Source organism: Cytophaga sp. FL35, from assembly GCF_014349235.1.
Lineage (GTDB): Bacteria > Bacteroidota > Bacteroidia > Flavobacteriales > Flavobacteriaceae > Euzebyella.
The window spans coordinates 121535-135203 of record NZ_JACSOH010000013.1; the positions used below are offsets into that span (position 1 = coordinate 121535).

The 13669-nt window shown below is 36.8% G+C and carries 15 protein-coding genes and 1 tRNA gene; 7 read left to right on the top strand and 9 right to left on the bottom strand.

What is annotated here, in order from left to right:
• The first annotated feature begins 134 nt into the window (after positions 1 to 134).
• From BIZ36_RS12170 to BIZ36_RS12180, 3 genes are all read left to right on the top strand, one after another.
• Positions 135 to 716, top strand: coding sequence for an RNA polymerase sigma factor (locus BIZ36_RS12170; RefSeq protein WP_187458182.1), 582 nt, complete (start codon positions 135 to 137; stop codon positions 714 to 716).
• A 608-nt stretch (positions 717 to 1324) separates the two neighbouring features.
• Positions 1325 to 1906, top strand: coding sequence for an RNA polymerase sigma factor (locus tag BIZ36_RS12175; protein WP_187458183.1), 582 nt, complete (start codon positions 1325 to 1327; stop codon positions 1904 to 1906).
• A gap of 70 nt (positions 1907 to 1976) precedes the next feature.
• Positions 1977 to 2120 carry a hypothetical protein gene (locus BIZ36_RS12180; RefSeq protein WP_187458184.1) on the top strand — a complete coding sequence of 48 codons (144 nt, stop codon included), beginning with the start codon at positions 1977 to 1979 and terminating at the stop codon, positions 2118 to 2120.
• A gap of 17 nt (positions 2121 to 2137) precedes the next feature.
• Here the strand turns inward: BIZ36_RS12180 and BIZ36_RS12185 are convergent, their stop codons facing one another.
• Positions 2138 to 2800, bottom strand: a complete 663-nt coding sequence (locus BIZ36_RS12185; RefSeq protein ID WP_187458185.1) for an endonuclease III domain-containing protein — start codon at positions 2798 to 2800, stop codon at positions 2138 to 2140.
• Between the two features lie 61 nt (positions 2801 to 2861).
• Here BIZ36_RS12185 and bcp point away from each other — a divergent pair, with 61 nt between their 5' ends.
• Positions 2862 to 3311, top strand: a complete 450-nt coding sequence (bcp, locus tag BIZ36_RS12190; protein ID WP_187458186.1) for a thioredoxin-dependent thiol peroxidase — start codon at positions 2862 to 2864, stop codon at positions 3309 to 3311.
• 50 nt (positions 3312 to 3361) lie between these two features.
• Here bcp and BIZ36_RS12195 read toward each other — a convergent pair whose 3' ends face one another.
• Positions 3362 to 4828, bottom strand: coding sequence for a TonB-dependent receptor (locus BIZ36_RS12195; protein WP_187458187.1), 1467 nt, complete (start codon positions 4826 to 4828; stop codon positions 3362 to 3364).
• Positions 4829 to 4904: 76 nt separating this feature from the next.
• Here BIZ36_RS12195 and BIZ36_RS12200 point away from each other — a divergent pair, with 76 nt between their 5' ends.
• Together BIZ36_RS12200 and BIZ36_RS12205 are read left to right on the top strand one after the other, a co-directional pair.
• A complete protein-coding gene (locus BIZ36_RS12200; RefSeq protein ID WP_187458188.1) occupies positions 4905 to 5681 on the top strand; it encodes an MBL fold metallo-hydrolase in 777 nt (258 codons plus the stop codon).
• A 94-nt stretch (positions 5682 to 5775) separates the two neighbouring features.
• The gene (locus BIZ36_RS12205) at positions 5776 to 6192 is read left to right on the top strand and encodes a hypothetical protein (RefSeq protein WP_222937373.1); all 417 of its coding nucleotides are present in this window, start codon (positions 5776 to 5778) and stop codon (positions 6190 to 6192) included.
• A gap of 1 nt (position 6193) precedes the next feature.
• Here BIZ36_RS12205 and BIZ36_RS12210 read toward each other — a convergent pair whose 3' ends face one another.
• Genes BIZ36_RS12210 through BIZ36_RS12235 form a run of 6 tightly spaced genes read right to left on the bottom strand, consistent with a single transcriptional unit; the run spans position 6194 to position 11792 of the window.
• Positions 6194 to 6853, bottom strand: a complete 660-nt coding sequence (locus BIZ36_RS12210; RefSeq protein WP_187458190.1) for an alpha/beta hydrolase — start codon at positions 6851 to 6853, stop codon at positions 6194 to 6196.
• Positions 6854 to 6887: 34 nt separating this feature from the next.
• Entirely contained in the window at positions 6888 to 7226 is a 339-nt protein-coding gene (locus BIZ36_RS12215) for a hypothetical protein (RefSeq protein ID WP_222937374.1), read from the bottom strand.
• Positions 7219 to 7530 carry a magnetosome magnetite crystal formation protein family gene (locus BIZ36_RS12220; protein ID WP_187458191.1) on the bottom strand — a complete coding sequence of 104 codons (312 nt, stop codon included), beginning with the start codon at positions 7528 to 7530 and terminating at the stop codon, positions 7219 to 7221. The genes BIZ36_RS12215 and BIZ36_RS12220 overlap by 8 nt, the downstream gene beginning before the upstream one ends.
• Positions 7531 to 7551: 21 nt before the next feature.
• Positions 7552 to 8808 carry a dihydroorotase gene (locus tag BIZ36_RS12225; protein ID WP_187458192.1) on the bottom strand — a complete coding sequence of 419 codons (1257 nt, stop codon included), beginning with the start codon at positions 8806 to 8808 and terminating at the stop codon, positions 7552 to 7554.
• Positions 8805 to 10727, bottom strand: a complete 1923-nt coding sequence (locus tag BIZ36_RS12230; RefSeq protein WP_187458193.1) for a BatA domain-containing protein — start codon at positions 10725 to 10727, stop codon at positions 8805 to 8807. The genes BIZ36_RS12225 and BIZ36_RS12230 overlap by 4 nt, the downstream gene beginning before the upstream one ends.
• A gap of 57 nt (positions 10728 to 10784) precedes the next feature.
• A complete protein-coding gene (locus BIZ36_RS12235) occupies positions 10785 to 11792 on the bottom strand; it encodes a glycosyltransferase (RefSeq protein ID WP_187458194.1) in 1008 nt (335 codons plus the stop codon).
• Positions 11793 to 11991: 199 nt separating this feature from the next.
• Between BIZ36_RS12235 and BIZ36_RS12240 the strand changes: the two genes are divergently transcribed.
• A tRNA-Ser gene (locus BIZ36_RS12240) sits at positions 11992 to 12076 on the top strand.
• Positions 12077 to 12597: 521 nt separating this feature from the next.
• On the opposite strand, the gene BIZ36_RS12245 is transcribed toward BIZ36_RS12240, so the two are convergent.
• Positions 12598 to 13623, bottom strand: coding sequence for a LacI family DNA-binding transcriptional regulator (locus tag BIZ36_RS12245; protein WP_187458195.1), 1026 nt, complete (start codon positions 13621 to 13623; stop codon positions 12598 to 12600).
• Positions 13624 to 13669: the final 46 nt, after the last annotated feature.

Genomic DNA, 13669 nt, shown 5'->3' on the forward strand with positions numbered 1-13669 from the left:
TTTCTATATTTGAATCTAACAAAACGTTAAGACGCCTATAGCATACTATTACTTTTTTAAAATTTAAGACAGTTTTATCACCACACCTTTTCTTCATTAATAGGTGTTGTGTTTTAATCTAAAAAGTAATAGCTATGGATGTACAACTAGAAGATTCCGTTCTAATTAAAAGATATGTTTCCGGTGATGAAAAAGCCTTGGAAGCACTTATAGACAAGCACAATCAACGACTTAGTAGTTTTATCTATTCCAAGGTAAACAGTAGGGACATTACTGAGGACATTTTTCAAGATACTTTTATCAAAGTAATCAAAACCCTAAGGAGGGGAACTTATAATGAAGAAGGAAAATTTCTCCCGTGGGTCATGAGAATTGCCCATAACCTTATTATTGATCATTTTAGAAAAAGTAGCAGAATGCCCATGTACGATGGTTCTAATACATTTGATATCTTTTCATTTATAGGTGATGATAAACTCAATATTGAGCACCAAATCATCAAAGATCAAATTGATTTGGATTTGGGGGTATTGATAAACGAATTGCCTGCAGACCAAAGAGATGTTTTGGTCATGCGTATCTATAAGGATATGAGTTTTAAGGAAATTTCCGAAAATACAGGTGTGAGTATTAATACAGCACTGGGAAGAATGCGCTACGCACTTATTAACCTTAGAAAGATCATTGAGCAAAATGATATTGTTTTAACGATTTAATGGACCATAGGTCGAACGTATTCATTATATTTATATTCACGACGTTATTATGCAGTAACAATACTGGATATAGATATGGAAAAAATTTACTCTGCGAATCGAAGAAAAGAAAATGAATTAAAGGCTAGTGATAGAACAGTTAAGTTCTTGTTGGATTATTCTAAATCACTAAAAGTAACGGAAGCCAAAGGAATTAAGTTTGAATCTAATATGAACTAGATTAAAAACTTAAACATTTATAAAAGGTCTTGATAGCTTAATCAAGGCCTTTTTTTATGGGAATTGTTTCATTCTTAACCTAGTTAAGCGTTCACCGTCATCTTCAGACCTCTCATAAAATAGGGTGGGATCATTAAGAAACCAGAAAAATTTCTACTGTTGAAGTCAAAATCAACGCACTTATATTCCATTTATTTTATAGAAAACAGAAAATGTAGGTTTTCACATCAGAAACTGGCAGTTTGACAACATTGTTTTCTCCGCAACCCTCAATCTTTCTAGTTTTATATCAGAATTAAACAAGCTATCCCTCAAAGGGTTAACAGAAAAAGTAACTAATGACCTCATTGCAATCTTATTTGGTTGCTCAAATCTAAAAAAAAGCACGCATGAACCTACAGACCGAAGACTCAGTACTAGTTAGAGATTACATTTCAGGAGATGAAAAAGCCCTGGAGATTTTAATCAATCGTCACAACCAAAGAATTACGAGTTTCATTTACTCTAAGGTTTTGGATAGGGATATTACCGAGGATATCTTTCAGGATACCTTTATTAAAGTAATCAAAACCCTTAAAAAAGGAAGTTATAGTGAAGAGGGTAAATTTTTACCATGGGTAATGAGAATAGCTCATAACTTGATCATAGACCACTTTAGGAAGAACAAAAGAATGCCAATGTTCGAGGGAAATGATGATTTTAACATTTTCTCTGTAATTGGTGATGAAAAATTGAATGCAGAAAAGCAATTGATCAAAGACCAGATCGATAGCGATCTTAGGACCTTGGTTGAGGAGTTACCAGATGACCAAAGAGAAGTTCTTATCATGCGAATCTACAGAGATATGAGCTTTAAAGAGATTTCTGAAAATACTGGAGTAAGCATAAATACTGCACTAGGTAGAATGAGATATGCTTTAATCAACCTGAGAAAAATTATTGAAAAAAATAATATTGTTTTAACAAATTAAGAAGGTCACAATTAAAATAACAATATTTCCTATGTAGTTGCGTTATCCTTAGTATAACTATGCTACTGATATGGAAAAAATCTACTCTGAGAACCTTGAAAGAGGTAAGTTTGTAAAGACAAGTGCTGAGACAATCCGGTTTTTATTGGATTTCTCCAAACAATTTCATGTAACGGAATATAAAGAATTCTGTTTTGAAAACAGTTTAAATTAAAACAAGAAAGCCCCAATTTATTGGGGCTTTCTTGTTTTAAGATATTCATTAAGTACCGTTTTTCTTCCTATGGTTTTGGTGATAATATCTTTATCCAAGTTCCAACCCCGGGCGGGTGAATATTCGCGACCATACCAGATAATTTGTAGATGAAGGTCGTTCCACAATTCTTTGGGAAACAATCTCTTTGCGTCTTTTTCTGTTTGAACAACATTTTTTCCGTTGGTAAACCCCCATCGGTACATTAGACGGTGAATATGGGTATCTACCGGAAAAGCGGGAATGCCAAACGCTTGGGAAACCACCACACTTGCCGTTTTATGGCCAACGGCGGGCAGCTCTTCCAATAGCTCTATCTCTTTTGGAACTTCTCCATTATATTTTTCTATTAATATTTGTGATAATCCATATATACCTTTGGATTTCATTGGGGATAGACCTACTGGTTTAATAATTTCCCTTATCTCCTCTACAGATAGTTTCACCATATCAAATGGGTTATCCGCTTTTTCAAAAAGTAATGGAGTAATTTGATTCACCCGTACGTCCGTACTTTGTGCAGACATAAGAACCGCAATCAACAGGGTATAGGGGTCTTTATGGTCTAATGGAACCGGAATTTCTGGGTAAAGTTCTTGTAAGGTCTGTATAACAAATGCAACCTTTTCGGCTTTCGTCATTTTTACTTAGTTTCGTTAAAAAAATAACTATTTGCGAAGGTAAATTAAAATAAAGAGACATATGTTGAAAGTAGGGGATAGCGTACCTGATTTTATTTCTAAAGATCAAGATGGTACCATCATCAAATTATCGGATTATAAAGGTCAAAAATTGATTGTTTTTTTCTATCCAAGAGCCAACACACCGGGTTGTACTGCTGAGGCGTGTAATTTACGGGACAACTACAATGCCTTAAAAGCAGCCGGTTACGAGCTTTTAGGCGTAAGTGAGGATACAGAAAAGAAACAATCCAATTTTAAAAGTAAGTACGAATTACCTTTTCCCTTGTTGGCAGATGAAGATCATTCAGTCATCAATGCTTTTGGGGTTTGGGGACCAAAGAAGTTTATGGGAAGGGAATTCGAAGGAATTTTAAGGACCACTTTTTTAATTGATGAAAATGGAGTAGTGGAAAGGGTTATTGAAAAAGTGAAAACAAAGGACCACGCCTCTCAAATACTTGATGCCTAAAACAAAAAATCCCGAAGTATAACTTCGGGATTTTATTTCTTGATTTACGTTTATTTTACTTGATCCTCTTCTTCGCTTCTTACCAATTTTCGGGTAAAGAGATTGTTTTTCTTAATAGTTTCGGCAATGCCTTTTGGTAACATTTCTTCCCAACCGTCTTCATCATTGATGATTCTCTTTAAAACATCTCTGGAGAATATGTGCATTATTTCTGGGTCGTAATCTATGATGTCCATCACCTTGCCATTGTACTTAAAGAATTTGTACAGTTCTTTCATCCTAGGATGGACTTTCACATTATTACTGGTCATAATCTGCCCGGTTTCAGCATTTTTCATTGGATACAGATAGACTTGCAGTTCCTTGAAGAACAATTTTCCAAATGCCTCCAAAATACCACCACTCAAATGTCTATAATATTTCTCGTCAAAAATATCCACAAGATTGTTAACGCCCATGGTAAGGCCAATTTTGGCCTTGGTGTATTTGTTGAGATATTCAACCAATTTGTAGTATTCTTGAAATTTAGATATCATAACCGTATGGCCCAAAGCACATAAAAGTTCTGCGCGATCCATGAAATCCTGTTCATCAATTTCACCAGAAGCTTTGAGATTGGATAGGGTTATTTCAAAAATGACAATGGTATTGTTTTGGTCCACCGCCTGATCACGGATAAAAATATCATGTGATTTATGGAACATGTCCATATTCACTTTGGTTACAGGCCTAAAACTTCCTCGTAACGCCAAAATATTCTTCTTGTAAAGGACTGCGGCAGGTAGTAAGTTGTTGCCATCAGGACCAAACATAACGGCATCGGTCATGTCATTTCTAATAAGCTGTAGGCTCATTAACCTATTGTCCACATCCTTAAAATTGGGACCTGAAAAATTGATCATATCTATCTCCACCGTATCTTTATCGATATGGTCATATAAATATTTCAACATTTTTCTTGGCTTATGGTATTTATAAAAAGCACCATAAATTAAGTTTACACCTAGGATGCCGAGGGTTTCTTGTTGCAATCTGGCCTCGTTCTGCTTGAAGCGAATGTGAAGAATAATTTCATCAAACTCCTTTTGCTTTGGGTCCAGCTGAAATCTAATCCCCACCCAGCCATGGCCTTTGTACCTTTTGGAAAAATCTATGGTAGCCACGGTATTGGCGTATGCAAAGAACAAACGGTCAGGATGCCTGTCTCTGCTAATACGCTCTTCCATTAGGCGCATTTCATGGGATAGCATTTTTTTGAGACGGGATTGGGTAACATACCTACCGTCTTCTTCAATTCCATAAACGGCATCACTAAAATCCTTATCATAAGCGCTCATCGCCTTGGCAATAGTACCGGACGCGCCACCTGCCCTAAAAAAATGCCTGGCCGTCTCTTGGCCTGCGCCAATTTCGGCAAAGGTGCCATAGATGTCAGGATTTAAGTTGATTCTTAGGGTTTTAGCCTTGATGGAAGGAATGTTTTCAAAGGAAGTGTCCCTTTTTAGAACTGATGCCATTGGGTCGATTTTGTGTAAACAAAGTTAAAAAGTTCAATCTATCTATTAAATTATTTAGTTATAAATTTGGCTTTAGATGAATGAGCCGTTAAAAATTACTTTTTTAGGCACTGGAACTTCTCAAGGTATCCCAATAATAGGGAGCAAACATCCTGTCTGCCTTAGTGAAAATTCAAAAGATAAAAGGCTCAGGGTATCCATCATGATATCTTGGGGCAACTATAATTATGTGGTAGATTGCGGGCCTGATTTTAGGCAGCAGATGCTTACCCACAATGTTGCTAGATTGGACGGTATTTTATTCACTCATGAACATTCAGATCATACTGCGGGACTCGATGATATAAGGCCTTTTTTTTTCAGGCAAGGAGATATCCCTATTTATGCACACGAAAGGGTCTCAAATTCTTTAAAAAAGCGATTTGATTATATATTTACGGATGCCAATAGGTACCCAGGCGCACCCGCTGTAGCTGTAAATACTATTGAAAAAGGAACTTCTTTTACAATTGGAGACAAAGTGATTACACCCATTGAGGCCAATCATAACCGAGTTCAGGTATTTGGTTTTCGATTGGATGATTTTACCTATTTAACAGATGTAAAAACGATTTCGGAGGAAGAAAAGAACAAAATTCTGGGCACTAAGGTGTTGGTGGTGAACGCCCTTAGGGAGGAGCCCCATCATTCCCATTTCAATTTGGAAGAAGCACTTAGCTTTGTAAAAGAAGTAAGGCCGGAGAAAGCCTATCTTACGCACATTAGCCACCTGTTAGGTTTTCATGATGAAGTGGAAAAGAAGCTTCCGGAAAACGTACATTTGGCCTACGACAATTTAATTTTAACTATCTAAATTTTCTTAACTACTGATGAAAAGTAAAATTTTCCTATACCTATTTTTATTCGTTTCCCTCATTTGCTTATACCTTTTTGTAAGTAACGGAAATATGATGAAAGCCAAAGATGCCAAGGTTTCCAGTTTGGAATCAAAAGTGGCTCAATTGGAGGAAGAGGTCCAGAATGAAAAATTAAAGGTCTTGGAAATGCAGTATTTTTCTTTGGAGAACAATGATGATGCCTTGGCCTATTATGATCATTTAGATATGGATGACCCTTCAAGGTATATTGCAGATAAATTATTGGAAACCAATGAAAATGAAGGGGATAATCCTTTAGTACCTTACGAGGGTATGGAGAGTGATTTTAAAATCAATAAAATCAAGGTTTTGAACCATAAATGGATTCTTACTGATTTTTCAGATGGCAAGTACTGGGGAGAGTTACTTATTAAATATGAACTTAAGGATGACATGGGAGTTGATTTTACAACTCTGGACCATTTGCTTTATACCCGTAGCAACTAGTTTATATTTTATCTTCCAACCATTTTTTAAACGAGTAAAAATTCTGTGGTGATACGCCGTGACCCACCGGAAATTCCTCGTATAGGTAATGCACACCAAGTTTTTTAAGTAATTCTGGAGCTCTTTGGGCCCATTCGGGTGGTATTACCTGGTCTACTTGGCCATGGGAAGCATACAGGTGCAATTTGTTATGGTTCTTTTCGCGGTAATCATCCGCTAGAATTCCTTCATTGATATATCCGCTTAAGGCTATCACATTTTTGATTTTTTCGGGATAGGAAAGTGCTACGGAATAACTTAAAATGGTGCCTTGGCTAAAACCAAGAAGAGTGACTCTCGTAGTATCCAAGCTATAAGTTGCACAGGCTTCGTCAATAAATGAAACAATTTTTTCCCTAGATTCCTTAGCTTGCTCATCATCGCTCCATTTACCTTGGTCAGCATCAAAATTAATGGCATACCAGGCGTGTCCAAAAGGTTCTAAGTGATATGGGGCTCTTACTGAAATTATACAAAGTTCTTCCGGTAGTTCGGGAGCAAAGGAAAATAAATCTTCCTCATTACTTCCATAGCCATGGAACATAAACATAACCGGTGGTTGACCGTCAGTGATGGACGAGGGCTTTATTATATGTTCTAAAGATAAAGGTGCGGTAGTCATTTTTAAGTTGGGGGTAAAAAGAGTGCGGTTAAACTTAGCTGATAAATGTAAACCATTTTTGAAAATAGGGTCCTAAAATTGGAATGGATTGCCTTTTCTCGCTTAATGCTCCAAAAAAACCGTAGAACCATAGAATGGAATACGATAACATCAACCCAAAGAAAGAATAAACGTTTCCCCAATTACTGGACAGAATACCAAAGGCAATAAACAATAGGTGAATCCCAAAAGCCTGTCTTATGTGAAACCTGGCAAAACTATTTTTAGGTTCGGCATTCATACTAATGGCAATAAGTGAACCTACAATGGTAAAATAGGCGGTTATTGCGGCAGTTTTGCCTTCCTTTATATTCTCCTCCATCAACTTATCCAATTGTACCTATTATGGGGAGCGGTTCTGCTTTTCCGTTAATCGCATTTACAATGCCCAAGATAATCAGCACAAGAATACCTAACCCAATGATTGTTGAAACTATGCTTAAAGAACCTGGCAGGAACCAACTTAGAACAGAATTGGCCAATCCCAAAATCACAATCCGTAGGGATTGTTCTATATGAAATTGGGCAAAAGCATTGTTTTTATTATTGTTCATAAAGTACGCGATGATTAATCCAATAAAGGTGATGTAACTAATGATCGCTATGGTCTTTCCTTCTGTAATGGTATGTTGGTCCATAATCCTATGTTTTGGTTCCTACTAATTTAGTACAATTTTGGCGTTGTTGATGCTGCCGTAAACGCGCCCTTTGAGTGTTCTATTACGAAACATACTGTTTTTAGAGGTGCTGTATATGTGCTCCTCCGTAAACTTTATTTTGGTATCTGGGTCAAACAAAGTTAGATTGGCGGCCTGACCTTCTAAAAGGACCGGCTCCGTTACTCCAAAAGTTCTTCGGCCTTGTGTCAACAAATTCACCGTTTTTTCTGGTCCCAGTAGGGCATTAAGTGCATTAAAGGCACTTTCAAGCCCAATGGTACCATAATTGGCATTGTCAAACTCAACACGCTTTTCTTCAATGGTCAAGGGGGTATGATCGGTGCTTACAAAATCAATTACACCAGATTTAATACCTTTTAGCAATGCTTTAGAATCTTCTTTAGTACGTAAGGGAGGCATTACCTTAAAATCCGAATCAAATCCTTCCAGTTCGGCATCGGTGAAAAATAGATTGTGTACCGCAACACTACAGCTAACATTAAGCCCCTTTTTCTTTGCTTCCGCAATTAGGGAAACTGAATTTGCCGCTGAAATGGTGGGTATGTGCAGTCGTCCGCCCGCATATTCCAAAATGAACAGGTCTCTCGCTATCTGAAGTTCTTCTGCCAAAGCGGGTATACCTTTTAATCCTAATCTAGTAGAAACTTCACCTTCATTTACGATTCCTTTACCTTTGATTTGGGTGTCCAACGGAAAAGAAAAAACCAATCCATTAAAATTTTGGGTATACTGAAGTGCAATTTTCAAGAGGTTGGAATTTTTTATAGGTAGCTTATAATCATAATAGCCAACAGCTCCGGCGTTTTTCATGTCAAAAAGTTCTGCCAAGTCTTCACCATCCGCATTCATGGTCAAAGTACCTAATGGATGTAAATTGGTAAGTTGGTTTTTAGCAGCGTTCTTTAAAAAGACAATGTCAGGGCTGCTATCGGGAACCGGATGAACATTGGGGTTCAATATTATATCCGTAAACCCGCTTTTTGCCGCAGTAAGAAGTCCGTTTTCAATGGTTTCCCTATCCTCATGACCAGGTTCACCAAAACTTACACCGGTATCCATCCAACCCAATGAAACATGCAAATTCTCTAAACGGATTATCTGTGTAGCCTTTTCTTCTTCAATTTCATCCGCAATTTTAGCGATAATTCCATCCTCAATTAGGATGTCCCGTTGTTTCAAATGTATATCCTTTTGATTGGAGTTAACAATTGTGGCCGACTTTAAAAGGATGTTCATTTAAGGAATTTTTGAATGAGTATTTCAACCATAAGAAATAACAGCGCTAAAATAACAAACCATTTCCAAAGCTCCGTAACCCTATTGTCTTTTTCCAAACTGACAAATAATTCGGCAAGGGAGCTGTAAGTTTTAATATTCTCTTTTTCTTCAAGTTGTAGATAGTTCAACCTGCTTTCATTCCTGTTAAAATTAAAACTGGCATGTCCTACAGTTTTACCATTATCCAAAATATTGAAAACTCCATCCTCCGTAAGATGGTCATTAAAAGTAAGTCGCACTTTGTTGGATAATGATTGTTGAGGAGGAATAAACTCAAGCCCTTTTTTTGCAAGTTTAAGAATACCATCCTTTCTTAGAGCAATTGTTACATCCAAAGAATTTTCATCACCCAACATATAATATAGATGAGGAATTTTGAGACTGTTGCTACCCATTTTGTAGAATGTAGGAACTATCAAAGGCGAGTTTTTAAAATTGGAATAATCCTTTGACAATGGCGATGAAAACACATAAATGGCATCATCACCTACTAAAAAGGGAGTTTGGTCTTGGTAGGCCAGGGCAGATGGTAGAGAAGATTGGATCTTATAATGAAAACGCGTATTGGGATATTGAAAATTGGTAATGTTTTTTTCAAAGACGTTGGCAAATAATGGATGGTTAAAACTTATGCTTGTAATTTTTTTTTCCGATTCCAATTTTGGTCCGATTGTAATGTTGCTTAATTGGGATAGAAATAAATTATAGGATGAGTTATCAGTCTCCGCTGCAGGTATAATTGTAATATGACCTCCCGAAGCAGCAAACGCTCTTAAACTAGTGGCTAAAGTTGATGTGATTTCTTTAAGTTCGTTTAGGATGATGAGATTCTGTTCTTCAATTTCACTGTAATTTAAATTTTTGAGAAGGGCGGATGCGTATAGGAACTCATCTGAGGTAAATATTCGACCCAAAAAACCGCTTTCTTCTTCACTAACGGTCAGTACCTTAATTTGCTCCCTTTCCTCAAGATTAAAGAAGAACTTGTTGTCATAGTTAAGCCCCGTATCTACCAATTCTATTTTCCCATTATATTGCTCTCCCTTTGGAATGGTGAAAGTAATGGCTCCTTGGTTTTGTTCATTAAAGGATGCTGAGCTTTTAGCGGTTAATGTACTGTCATTGTAAAGAGAAACCGGGATGTTGTCCAACTGGTTTTGACTTGTTAGTTTTACGGAAAGATTTAGATAATCTCCTTCCGTTTTCTCCAAAAAAACAGAGTCGATGGATACATTGTTGTCGCCACCACCTGTTAACTGTACCCAATGCCTTTGAATTTGTTGACTTGAATCTGTTGGTATTTCACCCAAAGCATTTTGAAAATCCGATACCAGAATTAGGTTTTTGTCAGTCTGGTCATCTGCGGAAAACAAAGTTTGCGCCTTTAACTCTACCTCCTTAAGAGTTAGTTGCTTGAAGTTATGTTCAAGGGATAATAGTTCATTCTGTATATCTTGAACCCGAACATCCTTAAAAGTTCTTGTATTGGTGAATAAGGTAAGGCGTTGGTCCTTAGGAGCTGACTTGATAAAGTCTTGAACTGCATTTTGCAGAAGGGTGATTCCGTCTTTTTTTAGCTGCATGCTAAAAGAATCATCAAGGTAAATAATGTTCTCTTTTTCTTTTAAAGCTTGATTTTTTGCAAAAAAGGGTTGGGCAAAAGCAGTGACCAAAGCTGCCAATAATAGAAGTCTAGTAACCAGCAACAACCACTTTTTGAGGGTATTGCTCTTACGTGATTCAATAACTACCTTCTTGAGCAGTTTTACGTTCGTAAAAGGAGATTTTTGAAATTTTCTAAGTTGAAAAAGATGAATAAAAATAGGAATCAGGAGAAGAAATAATGCCCAAAGAAGTTCTGGATGTTTAAATTGCATATCCTGAGTTGAGTAAGCAAATATAGATAAAAAAGAAGGATTGCTTTAGAACGATTGCTAGCAAAAAAAGAAGTAATCTTCCATATTTTGATGACCTAGTTTAGCGAGATATTTTTTAATGGATTCTTGGGCTTGCTCATTGGCAACCGTAATGATGCTCTGTGGATTTTTAATATTTTTAAGGGTAGAAAAATGCTGCATTTCTACCCCATAGATGTCCTTTCCTATTTTGTTGGGGTTGTCACACAACCATATAAACTTAAGACCTGCTTTTTGTAGACCTTTGGCAATTTCCTTGCCTTTATATCCCGCACCCCAAATGGTTAAAACGCTATCTTTCTTGTAGTCGATATTTAAAAAATAATGCAACTTAATACCAAGAAAATAATTTTGGGCGTAGTGTTCACTGGTTCTGGAGGTTCTATGATCGTAATCCCTCCAATAGTGTAAGACCTGATTGCAAGGAATACATTTTAAATTGTTCCGGTAGAATCTGAAAGTAAGATCATAATCCTCTGGATACCGGTTGGAATCAAATGCGCCTACTTTTAATAGATCATCGCGGTAAGTCATCCAACAGGGCGAGGGAATGACACACTCTTTATAGATTTCATTGTAGTTACTACCTTTTTCGGTAAGATGGTTTAGCCATTTTTCGTATCGGGCATACCCATTACTGATTCCTCTACTTGAAAAATAGGTGACCTGACCTACCGCTACATGGCCATTACCCTTATGAAGTAATGAATTGACCATAACTTCAAGTTTGTTTAATGTCATAATATCATCGGAGTCCATTCGTGTTACCATTTGGCCTTTACTTTGATTAAAAGCATGTCTCAAAGCCTGTATAATACCGCTTCCGGGGTTTTTGGAGAGTTTTATTCGTTCATCTTTATGGGCATATTCTTCTACTATTTGATAACTGGAGTCACTGGAACCATCATCCACTGCCAAAATTTCCCAATGCGAATAAGTTTGTTCAATTATGGAGATTAGGCAATCTGGAAGAAACTCCGAAGTATTTTTAAAAGGAATGAGAATACTGACCTGCGGATTTTGCATGAATGCAATTTACATAAAACGCTTAGTAAAGTGTAATGGATAAAAAGAGGAGTCCTTAAGCCAAAATAAATTTCAATTTTACTTTAACCTAATAAAAAAGGTTCTTATATTTGCACCCGCTTAGGAGAAATGGCAGAGTGGTTGTCCCGATAGTTATCGTGAGCGACAATCTTGAAAACCAAAACTTCTAAAACATATTGGAGAAATGGCAGAGTGGTCGAATGCGGCAGTCTTGAAAACTGTTGAGGGTCACACCTCCGGGGGTTCGAATCCCTCTTTCTCCGCAATGTCATCTGTAAATCAATGATTTACAAAGATTACACCCAAATTTACACCCAATTTCTATGAAGTTGGGTGTTTTTTTATTCGGTTTTTTCGCTATTGATATGATGAATTCTTGTATTTTTTAGGTGATTTCCGGCACCTATTTACTTACAAGCCGTGAGCCCGGTCTTTCGATGTAACATGTTCTTTCAACTAAATCATTGAAATATCCCAAAATATTTTGATAGCACTAAGCCGTTATTTTATCAGTCAAGAACCTTGCAAGTACACCAATTCTAGTTTCACGGCATAATAATACAATGCAAAAGATAATCCTACCATCCTTCAACTATAGCCGAATTACAAATTAAAATCGATTTTATGGTATGGGAACTGATGAAGAGAGATGAATGAAAAATTAATTTCAAACTAATTATCATAACATTCTTTTATTGCTCCTATTTATTGACGTGATATTAATTGGGAATTCTGTAATAATGTGATCAGAGTAAACTGAATTTAAACAAGCTTTGTGTTTTTACTATAACCTTTTTGATGAATCTCTAACGACTAGGGTGGTTTTCAAGGTAATAGTCTCGAATTCAATGGGGTTGTCCTCTTCTTCAATTTGTCTGATGAGTAAATTTGTGGCTGCTTCGCCCATTTGAAACGCTCGATCATTTACCGTCGTAAGGTTGGGTTCAATCACTCGTGATATGGGATAGTTACTAAACCCGACAACAGCAATCTCTTTTGGTACTTGGAGACCGTTTTTTTGAAATATTTGAATGGCACTAATTGCTGTATAATCGTTGGAGCAAAACAGACCGTCAGGTTTTTGGCTTAATTGCAGTAGTGATTTTGCGCAATCGGCTCCCTCTTCATAAGTGAGGTTCTTGGTGGGCATGATGTATTTTGGGTCAACCGGCAATTTGTTTGCCTTTAGGGCAGATTTGTAACCTTCTAAACGGTCTTTAAAGATAGTGGTGTTTTGATTACCTGCTATATGGGCAATTCTTTGGCAGCCTTGCTCAATGAGATGTTCGGTTGCCTTGAATGCGGAACCAAAATCATCAATAATAATCTTATTGGCCTTAAAATCCGATGGAACCCGGTCATAGAATATAATAGGCACTCCGAACTTCAAGAACTTCTTAAAATGTGAATAGGTCTTGGTTTCGTTTGAAATACAGACTATAATACCCTCAACTAACCTATTTTGAAGGATTTTAGTGATTTCCTTTTCTCTTTCAACGGAATCTTTTGATTGAAATATGGTAACATTATACCCTTTACTGTAAGCCAAATCTTCGATTCCACTAATTACTAAAGAGTGAAAGTGAACATCTATCTTAGGAACTATTACCCCAATGGAGTTGGTTCTTTTTTTTCTAAAACTGGCAGCAATGGTGTTGGGGGCGAAACCGAGTTCTTCCGCTTTTGATTGAACCTTCTTTTTCGTGGCTTCGCTGATAGCAGGATGGCCTGCAATTGCTCGGGATATGGTAGAGGCCGATAAATTTAGTTCTTCGGCTAAGTCTTTTAATGTTGGTCGTCTTTTGGACATAATTCAGCAAACGTTTGCAAATGTAAATATATGAATAGTTTAGTAA

What these genes read in the sequence shown, in the direction of transcription:
- BIZ36_RS12235 (WP_187458194.1), bottom strand. Translation starts at nt 11,792, where the DNA reads ATGCAAAATCCGCAGGTCAGTATTCTCATTCCTTTTAAAAATACTTCG.
- BIZ36_RS12175 (WP_187458183.1), top strand. Translation starts at nt 1,325, where the DNA reads ATGAACCTACAGACCGAAGACTCAGTACTAGTTAGAGATTACATTTCA.
- BIZ36_RS12185 (WP_187458185.1), bottom strand. Translation starts at nt 2,800, where the DNA reads ATGACGAAAGCCGAAAAGGTTGCATTTGTTATACAGACCTTACAAGAA.
- BIZ36_RS12180 (WP_187458184.1), top strand. Translation starts at nt 1,977, where the DNA reads ATGGAAAAAATCTACTCTGAGAACCTTGAAAGAGGTAAGTTTGTAAAG.
- BIZ36_RS12230 (WP_187458193.1), bottom strand. Translation starts at nt 10,727, where the DNA reads ATGCAATTTAAACATCCAGAACTTCTTTGGGCATTATTTCTTCTCCTG.
- BIZ36_RS12170 (WP_187458182.1), top strand. Translation starts at nt 135, where the DNA reads ATGGATGTACAACTAGAAGATTCCGTTCTAATTAAAAGATATGTTTCC.
- BIZ36_RS12205 (WP_222937373.1), top strand. Translation starts at nt 5,776, where the DNA reads ATGATGAAAGCCAAAGATGCCAAGGTTTCCAGTTTGGAATCAAAAGTG.
- BIZ36_RS12245 (WP_187458195.1), bottom strand. Translation starts at nt 13,623, where the DNA reads ATGTCCAAAAGACGACCAACATTAAAAGACTTAGCCGAAGAACTAAAT.
- BIZ36_RS12225 (WP_187458192.1), bottom strand. Translation starts at nt 8,808, where the DNA reads ATGAACATCCTTTTAAAGTCGGCCACAATTGTTAACTCCAATCAAAAG.
- BIZ36_RS12200 (WP_187458188.1), top strand. Translation starts at nt 4,905, where the DNA reads ATGAATGAGCCGTTAAAAATTACTTTTTTAGGCACTGGAACTTCTCAA.
- BIZ36_RS12220 (WP_187458191.1), bottom strand. Translation starts at nt 7,530, where the DNA reads ATGGACCAACATACCATTACAGAAGGAAAGACCATAGCGATCATTAGT.
- bcp (WP_187458186.1), top strand. Translation starts at nt 2,862, where the DNA reads ATGTTGAAAGTAGGGGATAGCGTACCTGATTTTATTTCTAAAGATCAA.
- BIZ36_RS12195 (WP_187458187.1), bottom strand. Translation starts at nt 4,828, where the DNA reads ATGGCATCAGTTCTAAAAAGGGACACTTCCTTTGAAAACATTCCTTCC.
- BIZ36_RS12210 (WP_187458190.1), bottom strand. Translation starts at nt 6,853, where the DNA reads ATGACTACCGCACCTTTATCTTTAGAACATATAATAAAGCCCTCGTCC.